This is a genomic window from Streptomyces sp. STAM6, from assembly GCF_054963715.1.
The window spans coordinates 45,886-71,926 of the sequence record NZ_JBUEFZ010000005.1; the positions used below are offsets into that span (position 1 = coordinate 45,886).

Genomic DNA, 26,041 nt, shown 5'->3' on the forward strand with positions numbered 1-26,041 from the left:
CGATGACGGCAGTGACTGCGGACTCGCAGGAGGCGTACGAGGCGGTGTTCGACGCCGCCGTGGCCGCCGAGGAGCGGATCGAGCCGCGCGACTGGATGCCGGAGGCGTATCGCGCCTCGCTGGTCCGGCAGATCGCGCAGCACGCCCACTCCGAGATCATCGGCATGCAGCCCGAGGCGAACTGGATCACGCGCGCTCCCTCACTGCGCCGCAAGGCGATCCTGATGGCCAAGGTGCAGGACGAGGCCGGGCACGGCCTGTATCTGTACAGCGCGGCGGAGACCCTCGGCACCAGCCGTGACGAGCTGCTCGACAAGCTGCACTCCGGCCGCCAGAAGTACTCCTCGATCTTCAACTACCCCACGCTCACCTGGGCCGACGTCGGCGCCATCGGCTGGCTCGTGGACGGTGCGGCGATCACCAACCAGGTGCCGCTGTGCCGCTGCTCCTACGGCCCGTACGCCCGCGCGATGGTGCGGATCTGCAAGGAGGAGTCCTTCCACCAGCGCCAGGGGTACGAAGCGCTGCTCGCCCTCTCGCGCGGGACTCCCGAACAGCACGCGATGGCCCAGGACGCGGTGGACCGCTGGTGGTGGCCGTCGCTGATGATGTTCGGCCCGCCGGACGACGAGTCGGCGCACTCCGCGCAGTCCATGGCGTGGAAGATCAAGCGTCATTCCAATGACGAGCTGCGTCAGCGCTTCGTCGACATATGTGTCCCGCAGGCCGAGGCGCTGGGGCTCACCCTGCCCGACCCGGACCTGCGCTGGAACGAGGAGCGCGGGCACTACGACTTCGGCCCGATCGACTGGGCCGAGTTCCGCGAAGTGCTCAAGGGCAACGGCCCCTGCAACGAACAGCGCATCACCCAGCGCCGCGAAGCACACGAAGAAGGCGCCTGGGTCAGAGAGGCCGCGGCGGCGTACGCCGCGAAGCACGGGGAGGCGACGGCATGACGACGAGCGACTGGCCGCTGTGGGAGGTGTTCGTGCGCTCGCGCCGCGGGCTGTCCCACACCCACGCGGGAAGCCTGCACGCACCGGACGCGGAGATGGCCCTGCGCAACGCCCGCGACCTGTACACCCGCCGCAACGAGGGCGTCTCGATCTGGGTCGTGCCGTCCTCGGCCATCACCGCCTCCTCGCCCGACGAGAAGGACCCGTTCTTCGAGCCGGCCGCCGACAAGCCGTACCGGCACCCGACGTTCTACGAGATCCCGGAGGGGGTGCAGCACCTGTGACGGCTCCGGCTTCCGCGGTGAACACCGCGGCACTCGCCCTCGGCGACGACGCCCTGGTGCTCTCCCACCGGCTGGGGGAGTGGGCGGGCCACGCCCCGGTCCTGGAGGAGGAGGTCGCGCTCGCCAACATCGCGCTCGACCTGCTCGGCCAGGCCCGTGTCCTGCTCTCGCTCGTCGGCGACGAGGACGAGCTGGCGTTCCTGCGCGAGGAGCGCGCCTTCCGCAACGTCCAGCTCGTCGAGCAGCCGAACGGCGACTTCGCCCACACGATCGCCCGCCAGCTCTACTTCTCCACCTACCAGCGGCTGATGTACGGCCGGCTGGCAGCGACCGGGGAGGGCGAGCTGACGGCCCTGGCGGCCAAGGCCGTCAAGGAGGTCGCCTACCACCAGGACCACGCGGAGCAGTGGACGCTGCGCCTGGGCGACGGCACCGCCGAGAGCCACGAGCGGATGCAGCGGGCCTGTGCGGAGCTGTGGCGCTTCACCGGCGAGCTGTTCCAGCCGGTCGAGGGGCTCGGCATCGACCACAAGGAGCTGGAGGCCGACTGGCTGGCCTCGGTGACGGCGGTCCTGGAGCGTGCCACGCTCAGCGTGCCGGACGGTCCGCGGACCGGAGCGTGGAGCGCGGGCGCGGGCCGCCAGGGTCTGCACACGGAGTCGTTCGGCCGGATGCTCGCCGAGATGCAGCATCTGCACCGCAGCCACCCGGGGGCGACATGGTGACCGACACGGCGGTGACGGAGCTCGAGGCCGAGCTGAGTCGGCTGGCCGGTTCGGTCCCGGACCCCGAGCTGCCCGTCCTGACGCTGCGAGAGCTCGGTGTGCTCCGAGGGGTGCACGTCCTGGGCCCCGGCAAGGTGCGGGTCGAGCTGACCCCGACGTACACCGGCTGCCCGGCGATCGAGGCGATGTCCTCGGACATCGAGCGGGTGCTGCACGAGCACGGCGTGGCGGACGTCGCGGTCGACACCGTGCTCTCCCCCGCCTGGTCGACGGACGACATCAGTGAGGAAGGCCGGCGCAAGCTCGCGGAGTTCGGCATAGCCCCGCCCCGCCCCCGGGGCGCGCCGGGCGCGGCCGGCGGGCCGGTGCCGCTCACGCTCGCGATCCGCTGCCCGAACTGCGGCTCGACCGACACCGAACTGTTGAGCAGGTTCTCCTCCACCGCCTGCAAGGCGCTGCGCCGTTGCACCAGCTGCCGCGAACCGTTCGACCACTTCAAGGAGTTGTAGATGTTCCATCCGCTCCGGGTGAGCGAGGTCGAGCGGCTCACGGACGACTCGGTGGCGGTCACCTTCGCGGTGCCGGCCGAGCTGCGCGAGGCCTTCCGCCACACCCCCGGCCAGCACCTCACCATGCGTCGAACCACGGCGGACGGCGAGGAGATCCGGCGTACGTACTCCATCTGCTCTCCCGCGGTCGCCGCGGGAGAGGACCCGGTGCTCCGCGTGGGCATCCGGCTGGTGGACGGCGGTGAGTTCTCGACGTGGGCGCTCAAGGAACTCGCCGCCGGTGACACCGTCGAAGTCATGGAGCCCATGGGCCGGTTCGTGCTCGCGCCCCGCGCCGGGCACTTCGCGGCCGTCGTCGGAGGCAGCGGCATCACACCCGTGCTGTCGATCGCCGCGACACTGCTGGCGCGCGAGCCGGAAGCACGGTTCTGTCTGATCCGCAGCGACCGCACCGCCGCGTCGACGATGTTCCTGGACGAGGTCGCCGACCTGAAGGACCGCTTCCCCGACCGGTTCCAGCTGGTCACGGTGCTGTCCCGGGAGGAACAGCAGAGCGGGCTGCCGTCCGGGCGGCTGGATCAGGAGCGGCTGACCGGGCTGCTGCCCGCGCTGCTGCCGGTCGGTGAGGTGGACGGGTGGTTCCTGTGCGGGCCCTTCGGCCTGGTGATCGGCGCCGAGCGCGCGCTGCGCGGGCTCGGGGTGGACCGTGGCCGTATCCACCAGGAGATATTCCACGTGGACGACGGCTCGGGGCCCGCACCTGCCCGGGCGGCCGGCACGGCCGCGCACGCCACGCTGACCGCGACGCTGGACGGCCGGTCCGGCAGCTGGCCGGTGCAGGAGGGGGAGTCGTTGCTGGACACCGTGCTGCGGTCGCGTTCGGACGCGCCCTACGCCTGCAAAGGCGGCGTCTGCGGCACCTGCCGCGCGTTCCTGGTCACCGGTGAGGTACGGATGGACCGCAACTACGCCCTGGAGGCGGAGGAGACGGAGGCGGGCTATGTGCTGGCCTGCCAGTCCCATCCCGTGACGTCCGAGGTGGAGCTGGACTTCGACCGCTGAGCCGGGCGGCGCCCGGGCGCCCGGCCATTCCCTTCCTCTAGAACCTGTTCTATGTTGACGATCCGTCAGATGGCGGTGCGCCGCGGGAGCACAGGGAGGACGGGGCTGTGGACTTCACCTTCACCGAGGAGCAGCAGGCGGCCGTGGAGGCGGCGAAGGCGGTCTTTGCCGACGTCGCGCCCGACGGAGTGCCGAGTCCGGCGCTCACGCCCGGTGCGGTGGCCGACCAGTTCGACCGCCCGCTGTGGGCCAGGCTCGCGGCCTCCGACCTGCTGAGTCTGGTGCTGGCGCCCGAGCACGGCGGTGCCGGCCTGGACACGATCGCCCTCTGCCTGGTCCTGCGCGAGTCGGCCAAGGTGCTCGCGCGGGTGCCGCTGCTGGAGACCGGCGCGGTCGCCATGGCCGTGGAGCGGTACGGCAGCTCCGGGACGGCGGCCGAGCTCCTCCCGCGGGTGGGCCGCGGTGAGCTGGTGTTCACGGCCGCCGCGAACGGCCGCACCGGGCACGACCCCGCCGAACTGGCCGTCACCGCGCGCCGCGACGGCGACGAGTGGATTCTCGACGGTGTCCAGACGGGCGTGCCCTGGGCCCAGAACGCGGACCGGATCGCCGTCCCCGCGCACACCGCCGAGGGCCGTGCGGTACTGGCCCTGGTGCCACGCCTCCAGGACGGCCTCGGCCTGGCCGGACAGTACTCCACGAGCGGCGAGCTGCTCGCCGAGGTCCGGCTGGACTCCACGAGGCTCGCCGGCCGCGACATCATCGACGCCGAGGGGGCCTGGGAGTGGCTGCGCGGCCTGCTCGCCACCGGGACATGCGCACTGGCGCTGGGGCTGGGCGAAAGAGTGCTCGGCATGACCAGCGCGTACACCAGCAAGCGGGAGCAGTTCGGTTTCCCGGTCGCGACGTTCCAGGCCGTCGCCGTGCAGGCCGCCGACCGGTACATCGATCTGCGTGCGATGGAGGCCACCCTCTGGCAGGCGGCCTGGCGGATCAGCTCCGGCGCCGACGGGGCGCTGCCCGTCGCCGGGGACATCGCCGTGGCCAAGATGTGGGCCTCGGAAGGGGTGCGGCGCGTCGTCCAGACGGCGCAGCATCTGCACGGCGGGTTCGGCGCCGACACCGACTACCCGCTGCACCGCTACCACGCCTGGGCCAAGCAGCTGGAGCTGTCGCTCGGCCCTGCCCCGGCCCATGAAGAGGCTCTGGGCGACCTGCTGGCCGCCCACCCGCTGCGCTGAGCCCCGGGAGGCGTCCGCAGCCCGCTAGAGGACGAAGGCCGGGCCGCCGTTGTCGGTGGCCATCGGGCGCCCGGCGCCGTCCCAGGCGAGCATGCCGCCCTCGACGTTCACCGCGTCGATCCCCTGCTGCACCAGATACTGGGTGACCTGCGCGGACCGGCCGCCGACCCGGCACATCACATAGGCGCGGCGTCCGTCCGCGACCGCTTCGGTGACCTCACCGAAGCGGGCCACGAAGTCGCTCATCGGCACATGCAGCGCGCCCTCGACATGGCCGGCCGCCCACTCGTCGTCCTCACGGACGTCCAGCACCAGACCGTCGGCCGGCACCGATGCGGCGTCCACCGCGGGCAGCGCTGCGAAATTCATGAGGTCACGCCTTCTCTCGTCCGACTACACAGGGATGCGCAGTCCAGTTTGTACCGAATCGCCTGAATTAATCGAATCGGTGGGAATCTACTGCTGAATGAGGGCGGCCAGCTCCGCCTCACGCTCGGAGACCTGCGCCAGCAGCTGCTCGGCGATCTCGTCCAGCAGCCGGTCCGGGTCGTCGGGCGCCATCCGGAGCATCGACCCGATCGCACTGTCCTCCAGATCACGCGCGACGACGGCGAGCAGCTCCTTGCGGTTCGCCAGCCACTCCAGCCGGGCGTAGAGCTCCTCGCTCTCGCTTGTGCGGGCGGCGGCCGGGGCCGGACCCGCCTCCCATTCCGCGGACAGTTCCCGCAGCAGGGCCTCGTCCCCGCGCCCGTAGGCGGCGTTGACGCGCGTGATGAATTCCTCGCGACGCCGGCGTTCCGGCTCCTCCCGGGCCAGGTCCGGGTGGGCCTTGCGGGCCAGCTCGCGGTAGAGCTTGCGCGCCTCGTCGCTGGGACGCACCCGCTTCGGAGGCTGCACCGGCCGGTCGGTGAGCATCGCGGCGGCCTCGGGGGAGAGGCCGTCGGAGTCAAGCCAGTGGTCGAAGAGCTCCTCGACCCCCGGCATGGGCTGCACCACCGCCCGTGCTTCCCGCGCCTTGCGCAGGTCCTCCGGGTCACCGGTACGCGCCGCCTTCGCCTCGGCGATCAGCGCGTCCAGCTCGTCCAGGCGCGAGTACATCGGGCCCAGCTTCTGGTGGTGCAGCCGGGAGAAGTTCTCCACCTCGACCCGGAAGGTCTCCACCGCGATCTCGAACTCGATCAGCGCCTGCTCGGCCGCGCGCACCGCCCGCTCCAGACGTGCCTCCGGCCGCTCGGCACCGGCCGGGGTCTCCTCCGAAGCAGGAGTCTCCTCCGAAGCAGGAGCGTCCTCGAATGCAGGAGCGTCCTCGGAAACAGGAGCCTCTTCCGAGACGGGAGCCTCCCCCCGAGCAGGGGCCTCCTCCGAAGCCGGGGCCTGCTCCGAAGCCGCGGACGGGCGGGAGGTGGTGCCCTCCGCCGGAGCCGGGGCCTCCTGCGGTGCGGAGGCCGCACCGTCGGCGGAGCTCGCACCCGGCCGCGCCGCGCTCGGCTGTTCGCTGCCCGGCGGCGGCTCGGCGCTCGGCTGCCCGGCGGTCACGTCGTCGTTCGGGGTCGTCACCGGTCCAGCCTACGGGCGATCGGGCACGGGCCGGTCACACCCCCAGTTCGGCCGCTATGCGGCCGTTGCCGATCGCCGCGACCAGACCGGCGTGGTCCGCCTCCGTACGGTCCGCGTAGGCGACGGCGAACCGCGCGATCGCCTCGTCGAGCTCCTCGTTCTTGCCGCAGTACCCGGCGATCAGCCGCGGGTCGGCGCTGTGCGCGTGCGCCCGGGCCAGCAGGGCACCGGTCATCCGCCCATAGTCGTCGACCTGGTCGGCCGCGAGCGCCGCCGGGTCCACGCTGCCCTTGCGATTGCGGAACTGCCGCACCTGGTAGGGACGGCCGTCCACCGTGGTCCAGCCGAGCAGGTTGTCGCTGACCACCTGCATGCGCTTCTGCCCGAGCACGACCCGCCGGCCCTCGTGCGGCACGTCCGGTATGCCGAAGCCCGCCTCCGGGAGGTATGGCAGCAAGGCCGACGGCCTCGCCTCCTTCACCTGCAGCACCAGAGGCTCGCCCCGGTGGTCGAGCAGCAGCACCACATACGAACGCGTGCCCACGCTGCCGGTGCCGACGACCCGGAACGCCACGTCGTGGATCGCGTACCGCGCGAGGAGCGGCAGCCGGTCCTCCGGCAGCGTCCCGATGTACTCCCCGAGCGACGCGGCGACCGCCGCCGCCTCCGCGTCCGGCACCCTGCGCAGCACCGGCGGCGCGTCCACGAACCGCCGGCCGCCGTCCTCGCACACTTCGGTCGCCTTGGCGGCGAACCGGGCGCTGGTGTTGGCCCGCGCCTTCTCCGACACCCGCTCCAGGGTGCCGAGCAGATCACGCGCGTCCGTGTGCGAGACGAGCTCCTCGTCGGCGATGGCGTTCCACGCGTCCAGCACCGGCAGCTTCGCGAGGAGGCGCATGGTGCGGCGGTAGGCGCCCACCGCGTCGAAGGCGGCCGCCCGGCAGGTGTCCTCGTCCGCGCCCGCCTCCCGGCCGGCCAGCACCAGCGATGTGGCGAGCCTCTTGACGTCCCACTCCCAGGGACCGACCACGGTTTCGTCGAAGTCGTTCAGGTCGATGACGAGCCGGCCGCTGGCGTCGCCGTAGAGGCCGAAGTTCGCCGCGTGCGCGTCTCCGCATATCTGCGCGCCCACTCCGGTGACCGGGGTGCCCGCGAGATCGTGCGCCATCAGCCCGGCGGCGCCGCGAAGGAACGCGAACGGCGTGGCCGCCATCCGCCCCACCCGTATCGGGGCGAGCGCGGGGACCCGGCCCCGGCTCGATTCCTCGACCGCCCGCACGGCGTCCGGCCGTCCGGCCGCCAGGACCAGCGCGTCGTGCGCGGACCGGGGCACGCGCTCGCGCAGCGCCTTGCCCCAGGCCCTGGGCGACACCGCGTCCCCGCCGGCCGTGCTCCCGACCGCACCACCGGCCCCGGCGCCCACGGGCACCCGGACCGCGGTGCCCGCGACGCCCCCGGAACCGGACGCCCCCGACGCCGGGCGCCATGTCGCGAATCCCGGCACGACCGGTATCCGCTCGCCCCCGGCACCCGCCCGCTGCACGGCCACAGCGCCGCCGCCCATGACCGCCCCCCGGCCCTCGTCCATGAAGCCCCCCGTCCCCGACCGCCGTTCCGGCCCTCGTACCGATGACAACTGGCCATGACCGTACCCTCGGCCTCGCACAAGCGTCTCCCCCTGTGGACAACCCTGGATAACCCCCGGCCCATGCGGTACCCGCACCACTGGACGCACCAGACGATCGCCGACAGGCGCATCGGCGGACGGGAGGCGGAGCCATGCCCCGGCGCGACGAGGCCGTGGACACCATCCAGCGCGAACTGACGGCGTTCGCGCGCCGCGCCCGGGCGGCCGCGGCCCGGCTCCACCCGGAGCTGCCGCTCGTCTCCTACACGCTCCTGGCGCACATCGACGACCAGCACGGCTGCCGCGCCACGGATCTCGCCCTCCACTACATGCTCGACAAGTCGACGGTCAGCCGCCAGGTCGCCGACCTGGAAAAGCTCGGGCTGGTCGAGCGCCGGCCCGACCCCTCGGACCACCGTGTCCAGGTGCTCTACCCCACTGAGGCGGGCACCAGAGCGCTCTCCTCGACCCATGCCAGCCGCCGCGCGGCCTATCTCGCCCGGCTCGCCGACTGGTCCGCCGAAGACCTCGAACGCTTCGCCGCGTACCTGCGCCGCTACAACCGCGCCCACTGAACGCGCCGGAACCGTCGAGACGGTGGGCCGCGACGACGCCGCGCGCCCCGGGCCACCGCCGCGCCCCGCCGAGCGCCCCGGCCCCCGCGCGGCGAGCCGTTGGGCGGCGCGAGCCCCCGTCACCTTCCCGTTTCGCCCGGGGCCCGCGGGTCGCACCCCTCCCGCCCCTGCGCCCTCAGGAGCCCGGGTCCTTCGCCGCCCCGCCCGGGGTCCGTCAGCCCCGCCCGGGGCCGGGGTGTCCCCATCCCGCCCGCGGCCCGGTAGCCCCGCCCAAGGCCGGATGCCCCTCCCCGCACGGGGTCCGCGGGCCGCACCCCTCCCGCCCCTGCGCCCTCAGGAGTCCGGGTCCTTCGCCGCCCCGCCCGGGGTCCGTCAGCCCCGCACGGGGCCGGGGTGTCCCCATCCCGCCCGCGGCCCGGTAGCCCCGCCCAAGGCCGGATGCCCCTCCCCGCACGGGGCCTGGTATCCCCACCCCGCCCGGGGGCCGGGTGCCCCCACCCCACCCAGGAGCCTGTGCCCCCACCACGCCCGGGTCCCAGGCCCGCCCGCGGCGCGACGGCCCCGAGCGCGTCTCCTACAGCCCCGCGTCCCGCGCCAGCAACGCCGCCTGGACGCGGTTCTCGCACTCCAGCTTCGCCAGGATGCGGCTCACGTACGTCTTCACGGTGGCCTCGCTCATGTGCAGCCGCTTCCCGGCGTCCGCGTTGGAGAGCCCTTCGCCGAGCAGCGCCAGCACGTCGCGTTCCCGTGCACTGAGCGCGGCGACCCTCGCCCGTGCCTCCTCGCCGCGCGCTGCGGCCCGTCCCGAGGCCAGTTGGTCCACGACGTGCCGGGTCGCCGCCGGCGACAGATAGGCGTCGCCCGCGGCGGCCGCCCGTACGGCCCTGATCAGCTCGGCGGGCGCCGTGTCCTTCAGCAGGAACCCGGCTCCCCCGTGCTCCAGCGCGCGCAGCACGTTCTCCCGCTCACCGAACGTGGTCAGCACGATCACCCGCGCCCCCGGCACCGAGCGGCGCAGCTCGGGCAGGGCGGCCAGGCCGTCCAGCACCGGCATCTGGATGTCGAGCAGGACGACATCGACGGCGTGCGCCCGCGCCAGGTCGACCGCCTCCCGGCCGTTCGTCGCCTCCGCCACGACCTCGATGCCCGGGTCGGAGGTGAGGATCATCCGGATGCCGGCCCTGATGAGCGGCTCGTCGTCGGCGATCACCACCCTCACCCGCCCGGCGGCCCCGCCCGCGAGTTCCGTCGCCTCCAGCCCGGTCACGCCCTGCCCCGCCCCTCCACGCCACCGCGGACGCGTCTACCGCGCCACCTCGTACGACTTCTTCTCGATCAGCTTGCCGTCCTTGAAGCAGAACCTGAACACCGGCTCCGTGTCCATGCTCTCTCCCGGTTCCGACGACATCAGGACCAGGCAGTCGGCCCCCTCGGGCTCGGCCGGCCCCTTTCCGTCCAGCCCCTCCGTGAGCAGGGTGTCGCCGCTGGGCAGCTCGTCGCGCGCCTCCCGCTCGGACATGCCGACCTTCAGGGAGTCGTACACCTTCGGCTCGATCATGCCCTTGTCGACCGCGCCCATCAGGAAGAACAGCCCGAAGCCCGCGGCCACGAGCAGCACCACCAGAGCGGCTCCCGCGATCCCGCATCCGAGCACGAGCCCACTGCTCCTGCTGACGCCGTTCGTAGCGCTCATCATCAGCTCCCTCTCCGGAACGGACCAGACCGACCGGTCCGTGACCGGATCACCGTCCCTGAGACCGGACGCCGGGGACTGCTGCCGGAAGTCGTCGGCCGCATCGACGAACGGCGCTCCCTGGGCCCCGCCCGGGCCGTACGGCAGCACGGCGGCGACCCGGAAGCCGGAGCCGTCCACGGGTCCGGCGTGCACCATCCCGCCGACCAGCCGGGCCCGCTCGTGCAGCCCGGTCAGCCCCTGCCCGCCGCTGACCACGTCGCCCGCCGAGCCGCCCGCCCCGTTGACGACCTCCACGACGAGTGAGTCCGGCTCGTAGCGCAGCTCGACGACGATCGCGGCACCCGGCGCGTGCTTGTACGCGTTGGTCAGCGCCTCCTGAACGATTCGGTACGCCGCGTGGTCGGCCGCGGGCGCCAGCGGCCGTGCCTCACCGCTGCGCCGCAGTTCGACCTTGTTGCCCGCCGCCAGGGCGGCGTCGACGAGGGCCTGGACGCCTGCCGCGCCGCGCGCCGCGCGCCCGGCATCGTCGCCGACGGGCGCCTCGACGCCGTCCCGCAGGATGCCGACGACCTCGCGCAGTTCGCGCATCGCGGTCACGGACGCCTCGCGCAGCACGCCCACCGCCTCGCGCTGCCGGGTGGTCAGCTCGCGGTCGACCTCGAGTGCGCCGGTGTGCACGGAGATGAGCGCGAGCTGGTGGCCCAGGCTGTCGTGCATGTCCTGGGCTATCCGCTGCCGCTCCCGCAGTCGTGCCTGTCCGGCCACCATCTCGCGTTCGCGCAGGAGTTGGGCGTTGCGCTCCTGAAGGGCGTGCAGCAGGGTGCGGCGCTGCGTCCAGTAGCGGCTGGCGATCCCGGGCATGACGGTGGTCGCCAGGTAGTAGAGCGTGGTGAACAGCACGGTCGTCAGCGGCGACTCCCGTGCCCAGCCGTCGGCCAGCGAGACACCGATCAGCAGGGCGTACGACAGGGTGAACGCCGCCAGGGCCCGCTCCGGGCGGACGATGGCCCGTCCCGCGGACCAGCCCACCAGGATCAGCAGCAGGACGAAACCGCCGAGCAGCGGGGCCAGGCCGCCGGTGACGACGAGGACCACGGACGGCAGCCGGCGGCGCAGCAGCGACAGCAGCGCGGCCGCCACCGCGACGGTCGCGATCCGCCAGGTCCCGCTGCCCAGCAGCTCCTCGACCCCGGCGGCCAGCAGCGCGATCACGACCGCGAGCACGGCCTCGCCGGCGGTCCGCCGCGGCGACCACAGCTCAGGCGCCGCGAGCCACCGCCACCCGGCCCTGATCCTCGATGACGTGTCCACGCTCGCACTTTAGGCCTCGGCGGCCATATCCCGCGGTCCTCTTTCGTCGCATCCCCGCACGACGAAGGTCGCCCCGGACGACTCGGAGGTCACGACGAAGGCCGCCCACGACGGCGCCGACGGGCCGCCACGGGCAGGCCGGACCCGCGGCGCCGACCCGTCGGCAACCGTGGTCCTCGACCGGTACGACGGGACGTACCGTGCGGTATTGATCAGGCCGACCGGCTATCGCACCCGCTCCACCCGGCGCTCGTCCCACACCGGCTCCGGCGTCTCGCGCACGACGCCGTCGGACCCGAAGACGAGATACCGGTCGAAGGAGCGGGCGAACCAGCGGTCGTGCGTGACGGACAGCACCGTGCCCTCGTACGCCTCCAGCCCCTCCTGGAGGGCCTCGGCCGACTCCAGGTCCAGGTTGTCCGTCGGCTCGTCCAGCAGCAGCGCGGTCGTGCCCGCCAGCTCCAGGAGCAGGATCTGGAAACGAGCCTGCTGACCGCCCGACAGCCGGTCGAAGGGCTGATCCCCCTGCCGTTCCAGCTCGTAGCGCCGCAGCACCGACATCGCACCGCCCCGGTCCTTGGCGTGCTCGGTCCACAGGATGTCGACCAGCGTGCGGCCCATCAACTCAGGATGGGCGTGCGTCTGCGCGAAGTGCCCGGGCACCACGCGCGCGCCCAGCTTGAAGGTGCCCGTGTGGGCCACGTCCTCGCCGGCCAGCAGCCGCAGGAAGTGGGACTTGCCCGAACCGTTCGAACCGAGGACCGCCACCCGCTCGCCGTAGAAGATCTCCAGCGAGAAGGGCTTCATCAGCCCGGTCAGCTCCAGGTTCTCGCAGGTCACCGCCCGCACCCCGGTGCGCCCGCCGTGCAGGCGCATACGGATCTCCTGCTTGCGGGGCGGCTCCGGCGGCGGGCCGATCTCCTCGAACTTCCGCAGCCGCGTCTTCGCCGCCTGGTAGCGCGAGGCCATGTCGTCACTGCGCGAGGCGTACTGCTGCATGTCCAGCACGAGCCGCTTGAGCTGGGCGTGCTTCTCGTCCCAGCGGCGCCGTAGCTCCTCGAACCGCGCGAACCGCTCCTGCCGCGCCTCGTGGAAGGTACCGAAGCCACCACCGTGCACCCACACGTCGGACCCGGCCGGGCTCGGCTCCACGGCGACGATCTTCTCGGCCGCCCGGGCCAGCAGCTCACGGTCGTGGGAGATGAACAAGACCGTCTTACGGGTCTCGTTCAGCCGGTCCTCCAGCCACCGCTTCCCGGGCACGTCCAGGTAGTTGTCCGGCTCGTCCAGCAGCAGCACCTCGTCGGGGCCGCGCAGCAGCGCCTCCAGCACCAGCCGCTTCTGCTCACCGCCCGACAGCGTCCGTACGTCGCGGAACTGCGCCTTCTCGTAAGGAATTCCGAGCGCGGCCATGGTGCACATGTCCCAGACCGTCTCGGCCTCGTACCCGCGTGCCTCCGCCCAGTCGCTCAGCGCCTGCGCGTACCGCATCTGCGCGACCTCGTCGTCGACCGTCATGATCAGGTGCTCGGCCGCGTCCACCGCGGCCGCCGCTTCCCTGATCCGCGGCTGGGCCACCGACACCAGCAGGTCACGCACCGTGCGGTCGTCCCGCACCGAGCCCACGAACTGCGGCATCACGCCGACCCCGCCGCTGGACGTCACCGTCCCGCCGTGCGGTTGCAGCTCCCCCGAGATCAGCCGCAGCAGCGTGGTCTTGCCGGCGCCGTTGGCCCCCACGAGGGCCACCACCGCGCCCTCGCCCACCCGGAACGACACATCACCGAGCAGCACCCGCCCGTCCGGCAGGTAGTACTCGAGGTGCGAGGCTTCCAGATGTCCCATGGTTCCAGATCCTGACCTGCCGCCCGCGGACGGCACAAAGAGTTTTCAAGACGCTGCGGACCCAGCCGGACGGAGCGGGCCGACCGATAAGAGCCGCACCGAGCCGACCGACCCGAGCCGCACCGATCCGAGCCGACCGGCCCGGGCCGTAGAGCGACCTCAGGGCGCCGACGTCGCCACTGCGGCTCCGCTGCCGTCTCCACGCCCGACTCCACCCGGAAACGGCCCAGCACGTTCTCCATACGGGCGGCGGTTTCGGCCACCGACCTCCAGTCCTCGACCACGCCGTCGCCGAGCAGCTCCGCGAGGATCCCGAGAACGAGATCAGCGACCACCCGGCGCACTTCGGCGACCGCAGCGTCTCCGACCCGTCCACCGCGAGTGACGTGCGCTGCCAGTGCGGTCGCCCTGCCCAGCGCCACACCGCCCTGCCCAGGGCTACACCAAGCGGACCCTGGTGCCCACGGCGCTCGACACCGGGTGCGTCATCTGCCCGCGCTGCGGGGACGTCCCCTTCCGCGTCCCCGACTCCCCCGAGCCGTGGATCCACGCGGACGACGACGTGCCCCAGGGCGGCACCCTCCACGTCCGGGTCACGGTCCGCGGCGCCCGCCGGGGCCCCGTACGGCTGGGGCTGTACGTCCCCGGCTGTCTGCGCTCGACCTGCGAGGTGACCCCGCCGGTCCAGAGGGTCCGCGCCACCCCCGACGAGGACCGCGAGGCGGCCTTCGTCCTGACCCTGGCACCCGGGACACCCCCGCAGGCGTGCTCCTCACGGCGTACGCGGTCCAGGACCTGGCCCTGACGACCGCCCGCCGCCACTACGGTGTCACCCCCGGCCCGGTGCCGGTGCCGGTGCCGGTGCCGGCACCGTAAGGCCGAGGCCCCCGCCGCCCGGCGCGTAAGGCCGCGGCCCTGATGCCGATGCCGCGGCCTTACGGCGCGGGACGGCCCGCCGCGGCGGCGCCGGGCTCTCGGCCCGGCCGCGCCGAACGGGCCCGGACCACGCCGTACAAAACGAGAAACGGGCCCCCGTCAGAACTTTCGTTCTGACGGAGACCCGTCTCCCGATGGTGCGCGAGGGGGGAGTTGAACCCCCACGCCCTTGCGGGCACTGGAACCTGAATCCAGCGCGTCTGCCTATTCCGCCACCCGCGCATTGGGTGTTGCCGCTTGGGTTTCCTCCCCTTTTCGGTGGGGTCTCCCCGGCGACATCTGAAGATTAGCACGTCGCCGGGGGTGGATTCACATCCGTTTGTTTCGGGGACCCGCAGTGCGAACAGAGACACGTCGAGGGGAGGAGACGGCCGGAGGAAGAAGGGGGGAAGACAGCGAACCGGATGGCGCCGCACCCACTCCTCCACGGTGTATCCCAGGTGCGGGACACTGTCAGTAGGCCACCTCTACGATCCGTGTGAGAGGTGACACTCGTCCACAGGGCAGAGAAGGGGAACCAGCCGATTTCCCGACGCGTGGATACGATCAGTAAGCAGTACCAGGACGGCAACGACGGAGGAGGTGCCCCATGGGAGTCCTGAAGCGGTTCGAGCAGCGTCTCGAAGGCCTGGTCAACGGCACCTTCGCCAAGGTCTTCAAGTCCGAGGTCCAGCCCGTCGAGATCGCGGGCGCCCTCCAGCGGGAGTGCGACAACAACGCGACGATCTGGAACCGCGAGCGGACAGTCGTCCCGAACGACTTCATCGTCGAGCTGAGTACCCCGGACTACGAGCGCCTCAGCCCGTACTCGGGACAGCTCGGCGACGAGCTGGCCGGCCTCGTCCGTGACTACGCCAAGCAGCAGCGGTACACCTTCATGGGCCCGATCAAGGTCCACCTGGAGAAGGCCGACGACCTCGACACCGGTCTGTACCGGGTACGCAGCCGCACCCTGGCGTCGAGTACGTCACAGTCGCAGGGCCCGGCCCCGGCCTCCGGCCCGTCCGCGGCGCAGGGCGCCCGCCCCGGCGGGTACGGTTACCCTCCGGCCGGTGCCCCTCCGATGCCGGCGGCCCCGCCGCCCGGCATGAACCGTCCGCCCGCAGCGAGCCGCCCGCCGGCCGCCGCGGGCCCCGTGTCCGGCGCCCAGGTGCGCCGCTGGATCGAGATCAACGGCACCCGCCATCAGATCTCCCGCCCGACGCTGGTGCTGGGCCGCAGCACCGATGCCGACGTGCGGATCGACGACCCCGGCGTATCGCGCCGCCACTGCGAGATCCGGACCGGAACGCCCTCGACGATCCAGGATCTCGGGTCCACCAACGGCATCGTGGTGGACGGGCAGCACACCACCCGCGCTACGCTCCGCGACGGCTCGCGGATCGTCGTGGGCAGCACCACCATCGTTTACCGGCAAGCCGAAGGGTGAAGCGGGGGCAATGTCAGAGCTGACCCTCACGGTCATGCGGTTGGGTTTCCTCGCCGTACTGTGGCTGTTCGTCATCGTGGCCGTTCAGGTCATCCGAAGCGACCTGTTCGGGACGCGCGTCACACAGCGCGGTTCGCGCCGTGAGAGCGCGCGCCCGCAGCAGGCGGCGGCGCGGCAGGCCGCCGCGCCGCCGCAGCAGCGCCAGCAGTCCGGCCGCCAGCGCCGCGGGGCCCCGACCAAGCTGGTCGTGTCCGAGGGGACGCTGACCGGCACCACGGTCGCCCTCCAGGGCCAGACCATCACGCTGGGCCGCGCGCACGACTCCACGATCGTGCTGGACGACGACTACGCGTCCAGTCGGCATGCCAGGATCTACCCGGACCGTGACGGCCAGTGGATCGTCGAGGATCTCGGGTCCACCAACGGCACGTATCTCGACCGGACCCGACTCACCACCCCGACACCGATTCCGCTGGGCGCGCCGATCCGCATCGGCAAGACCGTCATCGAGCTGCGGAAGTAGTACGACAATGAGCGAGCGGAGCGAGCGAGCCGCAGCGGTGCCCACAGGCGACCGGCACAGGCTCCCGACCGGAGGGTGGGCAGTGTGGCTCGAGACCGGCTGTACTCCGAGGCTGAGTCGACAGGGCAGGTGCGCATGAGTCTGTCCCTGCGCTTCGCCGCCGGATCGCACAAGGGCATGATCCGCGAGGGCAACGAGGACTCCGGCTACGCCGGCCCGCGCCTGCTCGCGATCGCCGACGGCATGGGCGGCCAGGCCGCCGGTGAGGTCGCCTCCTCCGAGGTGATCTCCACCCTCGTCACGCTCGACGACGACGTACCCGGCTCGGACATCCTGACCTCGCTGGGTACGGCGGTGCAGCGCGCCAACGACCAGCTGCGGATGATGGTCGAGGAGGACCCCCAGCTGGAGGGCATGGGGACCACCCTGACCGCCCTGCTGTGGACCGGCCAGCGCCTCGGCCTGGTGCACGTCGGCGACTCCCGTGCGTACCTGCTGCGGGACGGCGTCCTCACCCAGATCACCCAGGACCACACATGGGTGCAGCGGCTGGTCGACGAGGGCCGCATCACCGAGGAAGAGGCCACCACCCACCCGCAGAGGTCGCTCCTCATGCGCGCGCTGGGCAGCGGCGACCATGTCGAGCCGGATCTGTCGATCCGTGAGGTACGCGCCGGCGACCGGTACCTGATCTGCTCCGACGGCCTGTCCGGCGTCGTCTCCCACCAGACGATGGAGGAGACGCTCGCCAGCTACCAGGGCCCGCAGGAGACCGTCCAGGACCTGATCCAGCTCGCGCTGCGCGGCGGCGGCCCGGACAACATCACCGTGATCGTCGCGGACGTCCTGGACACCGACGGCGGTGACACGCTCGCCGGCCAGATCAGCGACACGCCCGTCATCGTCGGCGCGGTCGCCGAGAACCAGACGCAGCTCAACGACGGCGGCGCGATGGAGACCCCCGCCGGCCGCGCCTCCGGCCTGGGCCGTCCCGCGCCGCAGCAGCCCCCGGGCGGCGGCTTCGGCCCGCCCGGCAGCGGCGAGGACATCGGGTACGCCGGCATGCCCCCCGAGGGCGGCTTCGGCGCGTACTCCGAGGCGGACTTCACCAAGCCGCGCTCCGGGCGCAAGTGGCTGAAGCGTTCGTTCTACATCGTGCTCGCGCTGGCCGTGGTCGGCGGCGGGCTGTACGGCGGCTACCGCTGGACGCAGACGCAGTACTACGTCGGGGCCAACCAGCAGCATGTCGCGCTCTACCGCGGCATCAGCCAGGACCTGGCCTGGGTCTCGCTCTCGGAGGTCGAGAAGGACCACCCCGAGATCGAACTCAAGTACCTCCCGGACTACCAGCGCAAGCAGGTCGAGGACACGATCACCGGCGGCAGCCTCGGGAAGGCCGAAGCCAAGATCAAGGAACTCGCCGCCCAGGCGTCCGCCTGCAAGAAGCAGGAGCAGCGTCGCGAGGCGGCCGACCGCGCGAGCTCCGCACCTCCGGGTGAGGGCCAGGCCGGCGGCACGACCGGCGTCCCGTCCGCACCGAAGCCCACACCCACCGCCACCAGCACCGCAGCCACTCCCTCTCCGGGCCCCAGCCTCTCGGAGGAGGAGCAGAAGCTGGCCTCGAACTGCGGCAAGAGTTAAGCACCCGTAGGGGGGCCTTTCACCACCATGAGCGTTGTCACCAACACGACCACCATCGGCGCGATCGATCTGCCGAGCCGCCGCAACACCGAGCTGATGCTGCTCGGCTTCGCCGTCGCCATCCCGGTGTTCGCGTACCTCAATGTCGGCCTGGCCCTCGACGGCAAGGTGCCGGCGGGCATGATCGGGTACGGCGTCGGGCTGGGACTGCTGGCCGGCATCGCCCACCTGCTGGTGCGCAAGTTCGCCAAGTACTCCGACCCGATCCTGCTGCCGCTGGCGACTCTCCTGAACGGCCTCGGCCTGGTGCTGATCTGGCGGCTGGACCAGTCACCGCGAGTGATCGCCAAGTCGATGGCCCAGTTCGGCAGTTACAGCCCGGACGCCCCCAAGCAGCTGATGTACTCGGCGATCGGTGTCGCGCTGTTCCTGCTGGTGCTGATGTTCCTGAAGGACCACCGCGTCCTGCAGCGCTACACGTACATCTCCATGGTGGTGGCGGTCATCCTGCTGCTGCTCCCCCTGGTGCCTGGACTCGGCTCCGACGTCTTCGGCGCCAAGATCTGGATCAGGGTCGGGCCCTTCTCGATCCAGCCCGGTGAGTTCGCCAAGATCGTGATCGCGGTGTTCTTCTCCGGCTACCTGATGGTGAAGCGGGACGCGCTGGCGCTGGCCAGCCGCCGCTTCATGGGGCTCTACCTGCCCCGTGGCCGTGACCTCGGCCCGATCCTCACCATCTGGGCCGTCAGCCTGCTCATCCTGGTCTTCGAGAACGACCTGGGTACGTCGCTGCTGTTCTTCGGCATGTTCGTGATCATGCTGTACGTGGCGACCGAGCGGACCAGCTGGATCATCATGGGTCTGCTGATGGCCGTGGGCGGCGCGGTGGTCGTCGGTTCGACCGCCACCCACGTCAAGTCCCGTGTGGCCGCCTGGCTCGACCCGTTCGGCTGCCTGAAGACGGCCGAGCCGTACTCCAACATGGCGGCGGCCTGCGACCAGATGTCCCAGGTGCTGATGTCGTTCGGCTCGGGCGGCACTCTCGGCTCCGGCCTCGGCCAGGGCAACTCCGATCTGATCGGCTTCGCCGCCAACTCCGACTTCATCTTCGCCACCGTCGGCGAGGAGCTGGGTCTGGCCGGCGTCATGGCGTTCCTGCTGATGTACGGCCTGATCGTGGAGCGGGGCATCCGCACCGCGCTCGCCGCCCGTGACCCGTTCGGCAAGCTGCTGGCGATGGGCCTGTCCGGCGCCTTCGCCCTCCAGGTCTTCGTCGTCGCCGGCGGTGTGATGGGCCTCATCCCGCTGACCGGTATGACCATGCCGTTCCTCGCGTACGGCGGTTCGTCCGTGATCGCCAACTGGGCCCTGATCGCCATCCTGCTGCGGATCAGCGACACCGCCCGCCGTCCCGCGCCGGCACCCGCCCCGTCCCCCGACGCCGAGATGACCCAGGTGGTCCGACCGTGAACAAGCCCCTGCGCCATGTCGCGATCTTCTGCGGCCTGCTGGTGCTCGCCCTGCTGCTCCGGGACAACTGGATCCAGTACGTGCGCGCCGGCGAGCTCAGCGCTCACGAGAGGAACCGCCGGGTCACCATCGAGCGGTACTCCAACGTCCGCGGCAACATCATCGTGGACGGCAAGCCGATCACCGGCACCGTCGACTCGAAGGACCCGTTCTACAAGTACAAGCGCACCTATGTGAACGGCCCCATGTGGGCCCCGGTCACCGGGTACGCGTCGCAGGCCTTCGACGCCAACCAGCTCGAGAAGCTGCACGACGGCATCCTCACCGGCAACGACGACCGGCTCTTCTTCGACCGCACCATGTCGATGTTCACCGGGGACACCAAGAAGGGCGGCGACGTCGTCACCACCCTCAGCGGTGCCGCCCAGAAGGCCGCCTACGAAGGCCTCGGCGACAAGAAGGGCGCCGTCGCGGCCATCGACCCGCAGACGGGCAAGATCCTCGCCCTGGCCTCGACGCCGTCGTACGACCCGTCCTCCTTCGCCGGCTACCACGACAAGGACGCCAAGTCCTGGCAGGCGCTGGAGAAGGACAAGGACAAGCCGAAGCTGAACCGCGCGCTGCGCGAGATCTACCCGCCCGGCTCCACCTTCAAGGTGCTGACGGCCGCGGCGGCGCTGGAGCACGGCAAGGTCACCGACATCAACGCGCCGACCGACACCCCCGAGCCCTACAACCTGCCCACCACGCGCGTGCCCATGAAGAACCACGCGCAGGGCTGTGAGAACGCCAGCCTGAACCGGGCCCTGGAGGTCTCCTGCAACTCGGTCTTCGCCAAGCTCGGTGACGAGGTGGGCCGGGACAACATGGTGAAGATGGCGGAGAAGTTCGGGTTCAACAACCCGGAGATCGACACCCCGGTCCGCGCCGCCGCCTCCGTCTACGACAAGAACATGGACCGTCCCGGGAACGCGCTGTCGTCCATCGGTCAGTTCAACACCGCCACCACGCCGCTGCAGATGGCCATGGTCGCCGCGGCCATCGCCAACGACGGCAAGCTGATGAAGCCGTACATGGTCGACGAGCTGCGCTCTCCCGACCTCGATGTGCTCGAGAAGAACGAGCCCGAGGAGATGAGCCAGCCGATGTCCGCGAAGACGGCGCAGCTGGTGCAGGAGATGATGGAGAACGTCGTCGAGAACGGCACCGGCGGCAAGGCCGCGATCGACGGGGTGAAGGTCGGCGGCAAGACCGGCACCGCCCAGCACGGTGAGAAGAACTCCAAGCGGCCCTACGCCTGGTTCATCTCGTACGCCAAGACCGACAACGGCTCCCCGGTCGCCGTCGCCGTGATCGTCGAGGACTCCAGCGGCACCTCCCGTGACGACATCTCGGGTGGCGGTCTCGCCGGCCCGATCGCCCGGGATGTGATGAAGGCGGTACTCGAGAGCAAGAAGTGACGGAGGTGCCCGTGTACCGGTCCCGTATCAGGTGGCGGTCACGGTCGGATCGGCTTCCCGTGGCCGGTAGCGTATGCGCGAACAGCACACCGCCGGACCACACACCGGGGTGCGGTCGGGACTGACGGAGAGGGCTGGAACAGTTATGGAAGAGCCGCGTCGCCTCGGCGGCCGGTACGAGCTGGGCTCGGTGCTCGGCCGTGGTGGCATGGCGGAGGTCTACCTCGCCCACGACACCCGGCTCGGCCGCACCGTCGCCGTGAAGACGCTGCGGGCCGACCTCGCCCGTGACCCGTCCTTCCAGGCCCGGTTCCGCCGTGAGGCCCAGTCGGCCGCCTCGCTCAACCACCCGGCGATCGTCGCGGTCTACGACACCGGCGAGGACTACGTCGACAACATCTCCATCCCGTACATCGTGATGGAGTACGTCGACGGCTCCACCCTGCGTGAGCTGCTTCACTCGGGCCGCAAGCTGCTGCCCGAGCGCACCCTGGAAATGACGGTCGGCATCCTCCAGGCCCTGGAGTACTCGCACCGCGCCGGCATCGTCCACCGCGACATCAAGCCGGCGAACGTCATGCTGACGCGCACCGGCCAGGTCAAGGTCATGGACTTCGGCATCGCGCGCGCCATGGGCGACGCGGGCATGACCATGACGCAGACGGCCGCCGTGATCGGCACCGCCCAGTACCTCTCCCCGGAGCAGGCCAAGGGCGAGCAGGTCGACGCCCGGTCCGACCTGTACTCCACGGGCTGCCTCCTCTACGAGCTGCTGACTGTCCGGCCGCCGTTCATCGGCGACTCCCCGGTGGCGGTCGCCTACCAGCACGTGCGCGAGGAGCCGCAGCCGCCCAGCAACTTCGACCCCGAGATCACGCCCGAGATGGACGCGATCGTGTTGAAGGCGCTGGTCAAGGACCCGGACTACCGCTATCAGTCGGCCGACGAGATGCGTGCCGACATCGAGGCGTGTCTCGACGGCCAGCCGGTCGCCGCCACCGCGGCCATGGGCGCGGTGGGCTACGGCGGCTATGGACCGGACGACCAGCCGACCACGGCCATGCGCCCCGCCGACCCGGGCGCGCAGACGTCGATGCTGCCGCCGATGAACCCGGACGACGGCGGGTACGGCTATGACGACCGCCCGGACCGCCGCCGCCAGCGGAAGTCGAACACCTCGACGATCCTGCTGGTGCTGGCGGGCATCCTGGTGCTCGTCGGCGCGATCCTGATCGGCAGGGCCGTCTTCACCGACGACGAACCCCGCGAGGTATCGGTCCCCAACCTGATCGGCAAGCAGTACGGCGAGGCGGAGAAGACGACCGAATCGCTGGGCGTGAAGATCGCCAAGGGCGGCACCGAGCGCTGCGAGCAGCCCAAGGACTCCGTCTGCAGCCAGTCACCGACGCCCGGCGAGGGCGTCACGATGAAGGAGGGCGAGACCATCACGGTCAAGCTCTCCGCGGGTGCGCCCAAGATCGAGGTGCCCGACGTCACGGAGAAGTCCGAGGAGACGGCTTCCGCGTCCCTCAAGGAGAAGGGCTTCAAGGTCAAGGTCGCGTACAAGGAGTCCGACCAGGACGCGGGCGAGGTCATCGACCAGGACCCGAAGGGCGGCACCGAGGCCGAGAAGGGGACCGAGGTCACCATCACGGTGTCCAAGCAGGCGCAGGTGGACGTACCTCCGGTCGTGGGCCAGCAGTTCGACCAGGCGAAGAACCAGCTGGAGACCCTCGGCTTCACGGTCGCCCGGACCGATGTCGACTCGGACAAGCCCCTGGGTGAGGTGATCGAGCAGAACCCGGCGGCCAACTCCAAGGCGGACAAGGGTGCGCAGATCACGCTGAAGGTCTCCAAGGGCCCGCAGCAGCCGCAGCAGGTCCCGGTGCCCGAGATGCGGACTCAGCCGCTCGGCCAGGCCAAGCAGACGCTCGCGGCGAGCGGCTTCACGAACGTGCAGGTCGCCCAGGGCTGCCCGGCTGACGACAACGCCATCGTGACCGACAGCGACCCCAAGCCCGGCCAGCAGGCCGACCCGGCGACCACCACGGTCACGCTGACCACCCTGGGCTGCCAGGGCAACGGAAACAACGGCGGCGGGAACGGCGACGACGGCTTCTTCGGCGGCCCGTCCGGCATCACCTTCCGTACGGAGGACTGAGCCCCGCTCCCGGGCCGTGGCCGACGACCACGAGCAGAGCCCCGGCGCCCTCCGCGAGGAGGACGCCGGGGCTCTGTGCGTGACCGACGGGGGCGCCGGGCCGGCCAGGGCGTTTCTCGGGCCTTGCCGGGGCTCGCGAGCCCCGGCACGCGCGCCGGTACGGCCTGATCCGCCTGATCCGGAAGAAGCGCCCCCAGGGCGTGTTTCGAAGGTCCCGTCTGGCCGGGGGCCCGCCCTCCGGGCGGACGACGCTACTTTCGCAACACGCCCTAGCGCAGCTCGGCCGGCGGGGTGCGCTCGCCGTCGACCTTCTCCGTGCGCTCCAGCTCGCCCCAGACGATGAAGCGGTAGTCCGAGGTGTAGATCGGCGTGCACGTCGTCAGCGTGATGTAGCGGCCGGGCTTGGTCCTGCCCGACTCCTTGGGGACCGGCTGCAGCACGTCGACGTTGAACTTCGACGTCTCCGGGAGCGTCTTGTAGACCTTGTAGACGTACCAGGTGTCCTTGGTCTCGAAGACGATCGCGTCGCCGTTCTTCAGCTTGTGGATGTTGTGGAACTTCGCGCCGTGCCCGTCGCGGTGTGCGGCCAGCGTGAAGTTGCCCTGCTTGGCGGCCGGGAGGGCCGACTTGACCGGCTGGGTGTACATGCCCGCGACGCCGTTGTTGAGCGTCTTCGGGTCGGTGCCCTGCTTGACGAGCACTTCGCCGTTCTTCATGGCGGGTACGTGGAGGAAGCCGATGCCGCCCTTGGTGTCGAGGGCTCCCGGACCGGAGGACGCCCAGTTGTCGCGCACCTCGTTGCCCTGCTTGTCGGCCTCACGATCGGCCAGGACGTTCGTCCACCACAGTGAGTAGACCACGAACAGGCCCATCAGCACCCCGGCCGTGATCAACAGCTCGCCGAAAACACTGATCGCGCCGGCGATCCGGCTGCGCGCACGTGCCACTACATCTGTCCCGTCTGGAAGTCGCTAGCCTACGAGCGCGTCCGGTTTCCCCTTGCTGCGCGGGCGTTCTTCGACCATCTTGCCCCACACGATCATCCGGTAGGTACTGGTGAACTCGGGCGTGCAGGTCGTGAGGGTGATGTAACGGCCGGGCCGGGTGAACGTGGAGCCCTGGGGCACGGGCTGGATCACCGCGACGTTGGAAGGCGGCGTCTGCGGCAGGATGCTCGTCATCTCGTACGTGTAATAGGTGTCCTGGGTCTCCACGACGATGGGGTCGCCCGGCGTCAGCCTGTTGATGTACCGGAAGGGCTCACCGTGTGTGTTGCGGTGGCCCGCGACCGCGAAGTTGCCCTGCTTGTCGGAGGGCATCGCCGTCTTGAGCTGCCCCTCGGCGTAGTGGCCGACCATCCCCCGGTCGAGGACCCGTTCCTTGTCGATGCCCTCGGCGATCGGGACGACGACGTCCAGCTTGGGGATGTACATGATCGCGAAGCCCTGGCCGGGCTCGAAGGCGTCCGGCTTGCGGCCGTTGGCCCAGTCGTCCGCGATCCTTTCCTTCGCCTTGTCGACCTCCAGGCCGGCCTGCACGTTCGTCCACCACAACTGGTAGGTGACGAAGAGCAGCATCACGACGCCGAAGGTGATGAAGACCTCGCCGATGACCCGGCTGGCGACGACGCCGACGCTGTCCTTGCGCGCCCGGGCGGCCCGCCGGGCCTCGACGCGTGTGAGGGGCGCCCCGCTCGGGGATGTGCTGGGGGGAGCCGTGGACGACGGTGCGGAGGCGTGCGCGCCGCGATGGCGGCCGCGCGCCTTGGCGGCCCTGCGGCGCTCGGCCCGGCCCCCGGTGGGACGCTCCGGATCCCCTATTCGCCGGGTGTCCTCCGTGCGCAGGGCCATGGTCTCGTCGTCGCGCCCCGGGTCGGGGCCGTGCGGAGGTCCGGTGTCGTGCCCCGGGCCCTGGACGTGGACGGGCTCAGGGGTGTGGGGTGCGGGGGTGTGGACGGGCCCGGGCGTGTGGGCGGGCCCGGGCTCGTACGGCTCGTGCACCGGCTCGTGGAAGGCCGCCGGCGTGGATGCCGTGCCGGGGGTGTGCGCTTGGCCGTACCAGTTCTGCTGATAGCCCTCGGAGCCGTAACCGGGCCACTCCTGGGACTGCGCGGCACGGTGCTCCGGAGCCTGGTCGGGTGCCTGCTGCGGCGTGGGGACGTTCGTCGCCCGGAACCATGGCGACCCGTGCTGCCCCGCCGCATCGGGGGCGTCATGCTCCGGGCGCACGGCGGTCACGCGACGGCCTTGCCCACCACTGGCGCGAGCCCTGCCGACCGGCCGACCGCTCCGGTGTCGCCGCACTGCTCCAGCCAATTGGCGAGCATCAGGTGGCCGTACTCGGTGAGCACGGACTCGGGATGGAACTGCACGCCCTCGACGGCCAGTTCACGGTGGCGCAGCCCCATGATGATGCCGTCCTCGGTGCGCGCCGTGACCTCCAGTACGTCGGGCAGGGCCGCGGGCTCGGCAGCCAGCGAGTGGTACCGCGTGGCCGTGAACGGCGACGGAAGCCCGGTGAAGACGCCCCGGCCCTCGTGGACGACCGGCGAGGTCTTGCCGTGCAGCAGTTCGGGGGCGCGGTCGACCACACCGCCGTACGCCACCGCCATCGACTGCATGCCCAGGCAGACGCCGAAGACCGGCACGCCGGTGTCGGCGCAGTGCCGCACCATGTCGACGCAGACGCCGGCTTCCTCGGGCGTCCCCGGGCCGGGCGACAGCAGCACGCCGTCGAAGCCGTCCTGGGCGTGTCCGAGCTCGACCTCGTCATTGCGCCGGACCTCGCACTCGGCCCCGAGCTGGTAGAGGTACTGGACCAGGTTGAAGACGAAGCTGTCGTAGTTGTCGACGACGAGAATGCGCGCGCTCACTGACCGTCCACCGTCACATCGTTGAACGGAAGCAGGGGTTCCGCCCAGGGGAACACGTACTGGAAGAGCACGTAGACCACCGCGAGGACCAGCACGAGCGAAATCAGTGCGCGCACCCACGCGTTGCCCGGCAGATGCCGCCAGATCCAGCCGTACATGAC

Annotated in this window: 24 protein-coding genes and 1 tRNA gene; 14 read left to right on the plus strand and 11 right to left on the minus strand. The window is 71.3% G+C overall.

The annotated features are described in order from the left end of the window. Positions 1–2 precede the first annotated feature (2 nt). From paaA to ACY34K_RS08810, 6 genes are all read left to right on the plus strand, one after another. A complete protein-coding gene (gene paaA / locus ACY34K_RS08785) occupies positions 3–956 on the plus strand; it encodes a 1,2-phenylacetyl-CoA epoxidase subunit PaaA (RefSeq protein WP_462745555.1) in 954 nt (317 codons plus the stop codon). Beyond that, positions 953–1,240: a 1,2-phenylacetyl-CoA epoxidase subunit PaaB gene (paaB, locus tag ACY34K_RS08790; RefSeq protein ID WP_462745557.1), complete on the plus strand. Its 288-nt coding sequence runs from the start codon at positions 953–955 to the stop codon at positions 1,238–1,240. The genes paaA and paaB overlap by 4 nt, the downstream gene beginning before the upstream one ends. Further along, entirely contained in the window at positions 1,237–1,965 is a 729-nt protein-coding gene (gene paaC / locus ACY34K_RS08795; protein ID WP_462745558.1) for a 1,2-phenylacetyl-CoA epoxidase subunit PaaC, read from the plus strand. Before paaB ends, paaC begins: the two co-directional genes overlap by 4 nt. Beyond that, a complete protein-coding gene (gene paaD, locus ACY34K_RS08800; RefSeq protein ID WP_462745559.1) occupies positions 1,959–2,474 on the plus strand; it encodes a 1,2-phenylacetyl-CoA epoxidase subunit PaaD in 516 nt (171 codons plus the stop codon). Before paaC ends, paaD begins: the two co-directional genes overlap by 7 nt. Beyond that, a complete protein-coding gene (paaE, locus tag ACY34K_RS08805; protein WP_462745560.1) occupies positions 2,475–3,536 on the plus strand; it encodes a 1,2-phenylacetyl-CoA epoxidase subunit PaaE in 1,062 nt (353 codons plus the stop codon). It abuts the gene before it with no gap. 107 nt (positions 3,537–3,643) lie between these two features. Further along, positions 3,644–4,777 (plus strand): acyl-CoA dehydrogenase family protein, encoded by a 1,134-nt coding sequence (locus ACY34K_RS08810; RefSeq protein WP_462745561.1) that lies wholly within the window; start codon positions 3,644–3,646, stop codon positions 4,775–4,777. 24 nt (positions 4,778–4,801) lie between these two features. Here ACY34K_RS08810 and ACY34K_RS08815 read toward each other — a convergent pair whose 3' ends face one another. The 3 genes from ACY34K_RS08815 to ACY34K_RS08825 form a co-directional block, all read right to left on the minus strand. Further along, positions 4,802–5,146: a rhodanese-like domain-containing protein gene (locus tag ACY34K_RS08815; protein ID WP_462745562.1), complete on the minus strand. Its 345-nt coding sequence runs from the start codon at positions 5,144–5,146 to the stop codon at positions 4,802–4,804. 87 nt (positions 5,147–5,233) lie between these two features. Next, positions 5,234–5,992, minus strand: a complete 759-nt coding sequence (locus ACY34K_RS08820; protein WP_462745840.1) for a hypothetical protein — start codon at positions 5,990–5,992, stop codon at positions 5,234–5,236. A 376-nt stretch (positions 5,993–6,368) separates the two neighbouring features. Further along, entirely contained in the window at positions 6,369–7,922 is a 1,554-nt protein-coding gene (locus tag ACY34K_RS08825) for a DUF2252 domain-containing protein (protein WP_462745563.1), read from the minus strand. Between the two features lie 191 nt (positions 7,923–8,113). Here ACY34K_RS08825 and ACY34K_RS08830 point away from each other — a divergent pair, with 191 nt between their 5' ends. Beyond that, positions 8,114–8,536, plus strand: a complete 423-nt coding sequence (locus ACY34K_RS08830; RefSeq protein ID WP_462745564.1) for a MarR family winged helix-turn-helix transcriptional regulator — start codon at positions 8,114–8,116, stop codon at positions 8,534–8,536. A gap of 574 nt (positions 8,537–9,110) precedes the next feature. Here ACY34K_RS08830 and ACY34K_RS08835 read toward each other — a convergent pair. The 3 genes from ACY34K_RS08835 to ACY34K_RS08845 form a co-directional block, all read right to left on the minus strand. Then, the gene (locus ACY34K_RS08835; protein ID WP_462745565.1) at positions 9,111–9,803 is read right to left on the minus strand and encodes a response regulator transcription factor; all 693 of its coding nucleotides are present in this window, start codon (positions 9,801–9,803) and stop codon (positions 9,111–9,113) included. Between the two features lie 36 nt (positions 9,804–9,839). Then, positions 9,840–11,543: a sensor histidine kinase gene (locus ACY34K_RS08840; RefSeq protein WP_462745567.1), complete on the minus strand. Its 1,704-nt coding sequence runs from the start codon at positions 11,541–11,543 to the stop codon at positions 9,840–9,842. 225 nt (positions 11,544–11,768) lie between these two features. Continuing rightward, positions 11,769–13,388 carry an ABC-F family ATP-binding cassette domain-containing protein gene (locus ACY34K_RS08845; RefSeq protein WP_462745568.1) on the minus strand — a complete coding sequence of 540 codons (1,620 nt, stop codon included), beginning with the start codon at positions 13,386–13,388 and terminating at the stop codon, positions 11,769–11,771. Positions 13,389–13,845: 457 nt separating this feature from the next. Here ACY34K_RS08845 and ACY34K_RS08850 point away from each other — a divergent pair, with 457 nt between their 5' ends. Next, positions 13,846–14,193, plus strand: coding sequence for a hypothetical protein (locus tag ACY34K_RS08850; RefSeq protein ID WP_462745569.1), 348 nt, complete (start codon positions 13,846–13,848; stop codon positions 14,191–14,193). 266 nt (positions 14,194–14,459) lie between these two features. Here ACY34K_RS08850 and ACY34K_RS08855 read toward each other — a convergent pair. Continuing rightward, positions 14,460–14,546: transfer RNA gene (locus tag ACY34K_RS08855), tRNA-Leu, on the minus strand. 367 nt (positions 14,547–14,913) lie between these two features. Here ACY34K_RS08855 and ACY34K_RS08860 point away from each other — a divergent pair. The 6 genes from ACY34K_RS08860 to pknB all read left to right on the plus strand — a co-directional run bounded on the left by ACY34K_RS08860 (position 14,914) and on the right by pknB (position 23,008). Next, positions 14,914–15,753, plus strand: coding sequence for an FhaA domain-containing protein (locus ACY34K_RS08860; protein ID WP_462745570.1), 840 nt, complete (start codon positions 14,914–14,916; stop codon positions 15,751–15,753). Between the two features lie 10 nt (positions 15,754–15,763). Then, positions 15,764–16,276, plus strand: a complete 513-nt coding sequence (locus ACY34K_RS08865) for an FHA domain-containing protein FhaB/FipA (RefSeq protein WP_462745571.1) — start codon at positions 15,764–15,766, stop codon at positions 16,274–16,276. 135 nt (positions 16,277–16,411) lie between these two features. Further along, the gene (locus ACY34K_RS08870) at positions 16,412–17,917 is read left to right on the plus strand and encodes a Stp1/IreP family PP2C-type Ser/Thr phosphatase (protein WP_462745573.1); all 1,506 of its coding nucleotides are present in this window, start codon (positions 16,412–16,414) and stop codon (positions 17,915–17,917) included. A gap of 27 nt (positions 17,918–17,944) precedes the next feature. Then, entirely contained in the window at positions 17,945–19,387 is a 1,443-nt protein-coding gene (locus tag ACY34K_RS08875) for an FtsW/RodA/SpoVE family cell cycle protein (protein WP_462745574.1), read from the plus strand. Then, a complete protein-coding gene (locus tag ACY34K_RS08880) occupies positions 19,384–20,847 on the plus strand; it encodes a peptidoglycan D,D-transpeptidase FtsI family protein (RefSeq protein ID WP_462745576.1) in 1,464 nt (487 codons plus the stop codon). The genes ACY34K_RS08875 and ACY34K_RS08880 overlap by 4 nt, the downstream gene beginning before the upstream one ends. Positions 20,848–20,992: 145 nt before the next feature. Beyond that, positions 20,993–23,008: a Stk1 family PASTA domain-containing Ser/Thr kinase gene (gene pknB, locus ACY34K_RS08885; RefSeq protein ID WP_462745577.1), complete on the plus strand. Its 2,016-nt coding sequence runs from the start codon at positions 20,993–20,995 to the stop codon at positions 23,006–23,008. A 269-nt stretch (positions 23,009–23,277) separates the two neighbouring features. Here pknB and ACY34K_RS08890 read toward each other — a convergent pair whose 3' ends face one another. From ACY34K_RS08890 to ACY34K_RS08905, 4 genes are read right to left on the minus strand one after another with little or no spacing between them, the layout of a single operon-like run. Further along, positions 23,278–23,955, minus strand: coding sequence for a class E sortase (locus ACY34K_RS08890; protein WP_462745578.1), 678 nt, complete (start codon positions 23,953–23,955; stop codon positions 23,278–23,280). A gap of 24 nt (positions 23,956–23,979) precedes the next feature. Beyond that, a complete protein-coding gene (locus ACY34K_RS08895; RefSeq protein WP_462745579.1) occupies positions 23,980–25,245 on the minus strand; it encodes a class E sortase in 1,266 nt (421 codons plus the stop codon). Beyond that, positions 25,242–25,880, minus strand: a complete 639-nt coding sequence (locus ACY34K_RS08900; RefSeq protein ID WP_462745580.1) for an aminodeoxychorismate/anthranilate synthase component II — start codon at positions 25,878–25,880, stop codon at positions 25,242–25,244. Before ACY34K_RS08900 ends, ACY34K_RS08895 begins: the two co-directional genes overlap by 4 nt. Further along, entirely contained in the window at positions 25,877–26,038 is a 162-nt protein-coding gene (locus ACY34K_RS08905) for a hypothetical protein (protein WP_150175734.1), read from the minus strand. The genes ACY34K_RS08900 and ACY34K_RS08905 overlap by 4 nt, the downstream gene beginning before the upstream one ends. Positions 26,039–26,041: the final 3 nt, after the last annotated feature.

Excerpts from the sequence above, each read along its gene's own strand:
- paaA (WP_462745555.1), top strand. The coding sequence starts at position 3 with ATGACGGCAGTGACTGCGGACTCGCAGGAGGCGTACGAGGCGGTGTTC.
- paaB (WP_462745557.1), top strand. The coding sequence starts at position 953 with ATGACGACGAGCGACTGGCCGCTGTGGGAGGTGTTCGTGCGCTCGCGC.
- paaD (WP_462745559.1), top strand. The coding sequence starts at position 1,959 with ATGGTGACCGACACGGCGGTGACGGAGCTCGAGGCCGAGCTGAGTCGG.
- paaE (WP_462745560.1), top strand. The coding sequence starts at position 2,475 with ATGTTCCATCCGCTCCGGGTGAGCGAGGTCGAGCGGCTCACGGACGAC.
- ACY34K_RS08815 (WP_462745562.1), bottom strand. The coding sequence starts at position 5,146 with ATGAATTTCGCAGCGCTGCCCGCGGTGGACGCCGCATCGGTGCCGGCC.
- ACY34K_RS08825 (WP_462745563.1), bottom strand. The coding sequence starts at position 7,922 with ATGGACGAGGGCCGGGGGGCGGTCATGGGCGGCGGCGCTGTGGCCGTG.
- ACY34K_RS08830 (WP_462745564.1), top strand. The coding sequence starts at position 8,114 with ATGCCCCGGCGCGACGAGGCCGTGGACACCATCCAGCGCGAACTGACG.
- ACY34K_RS08845 (WP_462745568.1), bottom strand. The coding sequence starts at position 13,388 with ATGGGACATCTGGAAGCCTCGCACCTCGAGTACTACCTGCCGGACGGG.
- ACY34K_RS08860 (WP_462745570.1), top strand. The coding sequence starts at position 14,914 with ATGGGAGTCCTGAAGCGGTTCGAGCAGCGTCTCGAAGGCCTGGTCAAC.
- ACY34K_RS08865 (WP_462745571.1), top strand. The coding sequence starts at position 15,764 with ATGTCAGAGCTGACCCTCACGGTCATGCGGTTGGGTTTCCTCGCCGTA.
- ACY34K_RS08870 (WP_462745573.1), top strand. The coding sequence starts at position 16,412 with ATGAGTCTGTCCCTGCGCTTCGCCGCCGGATCGCACAAGGGCATGATC.
- ACY34K_RS08875 (WP_462745574.1), top strand. The coding sequence starts at position 17,945 with ATGAGCGTTGTCACCAACACGACCACCATCGGCGCGATCGATCTGCCG.
- pknB (WP_462745577.1), top strand. The coding sequence starts at position 20,993 with ATGGAAGAGCCGCGTCGCCTCGGCGGCCGGTACGAGCTGGGCTCGGTG.
- ACY34K_RS08905 (WP_150175734.1), bottom strand. The coding sequence starts at position 26,038 with ATGTACGGCTGGATCTGGCGGCATCTGCCGGGCAACGCGTGGGTGCGC.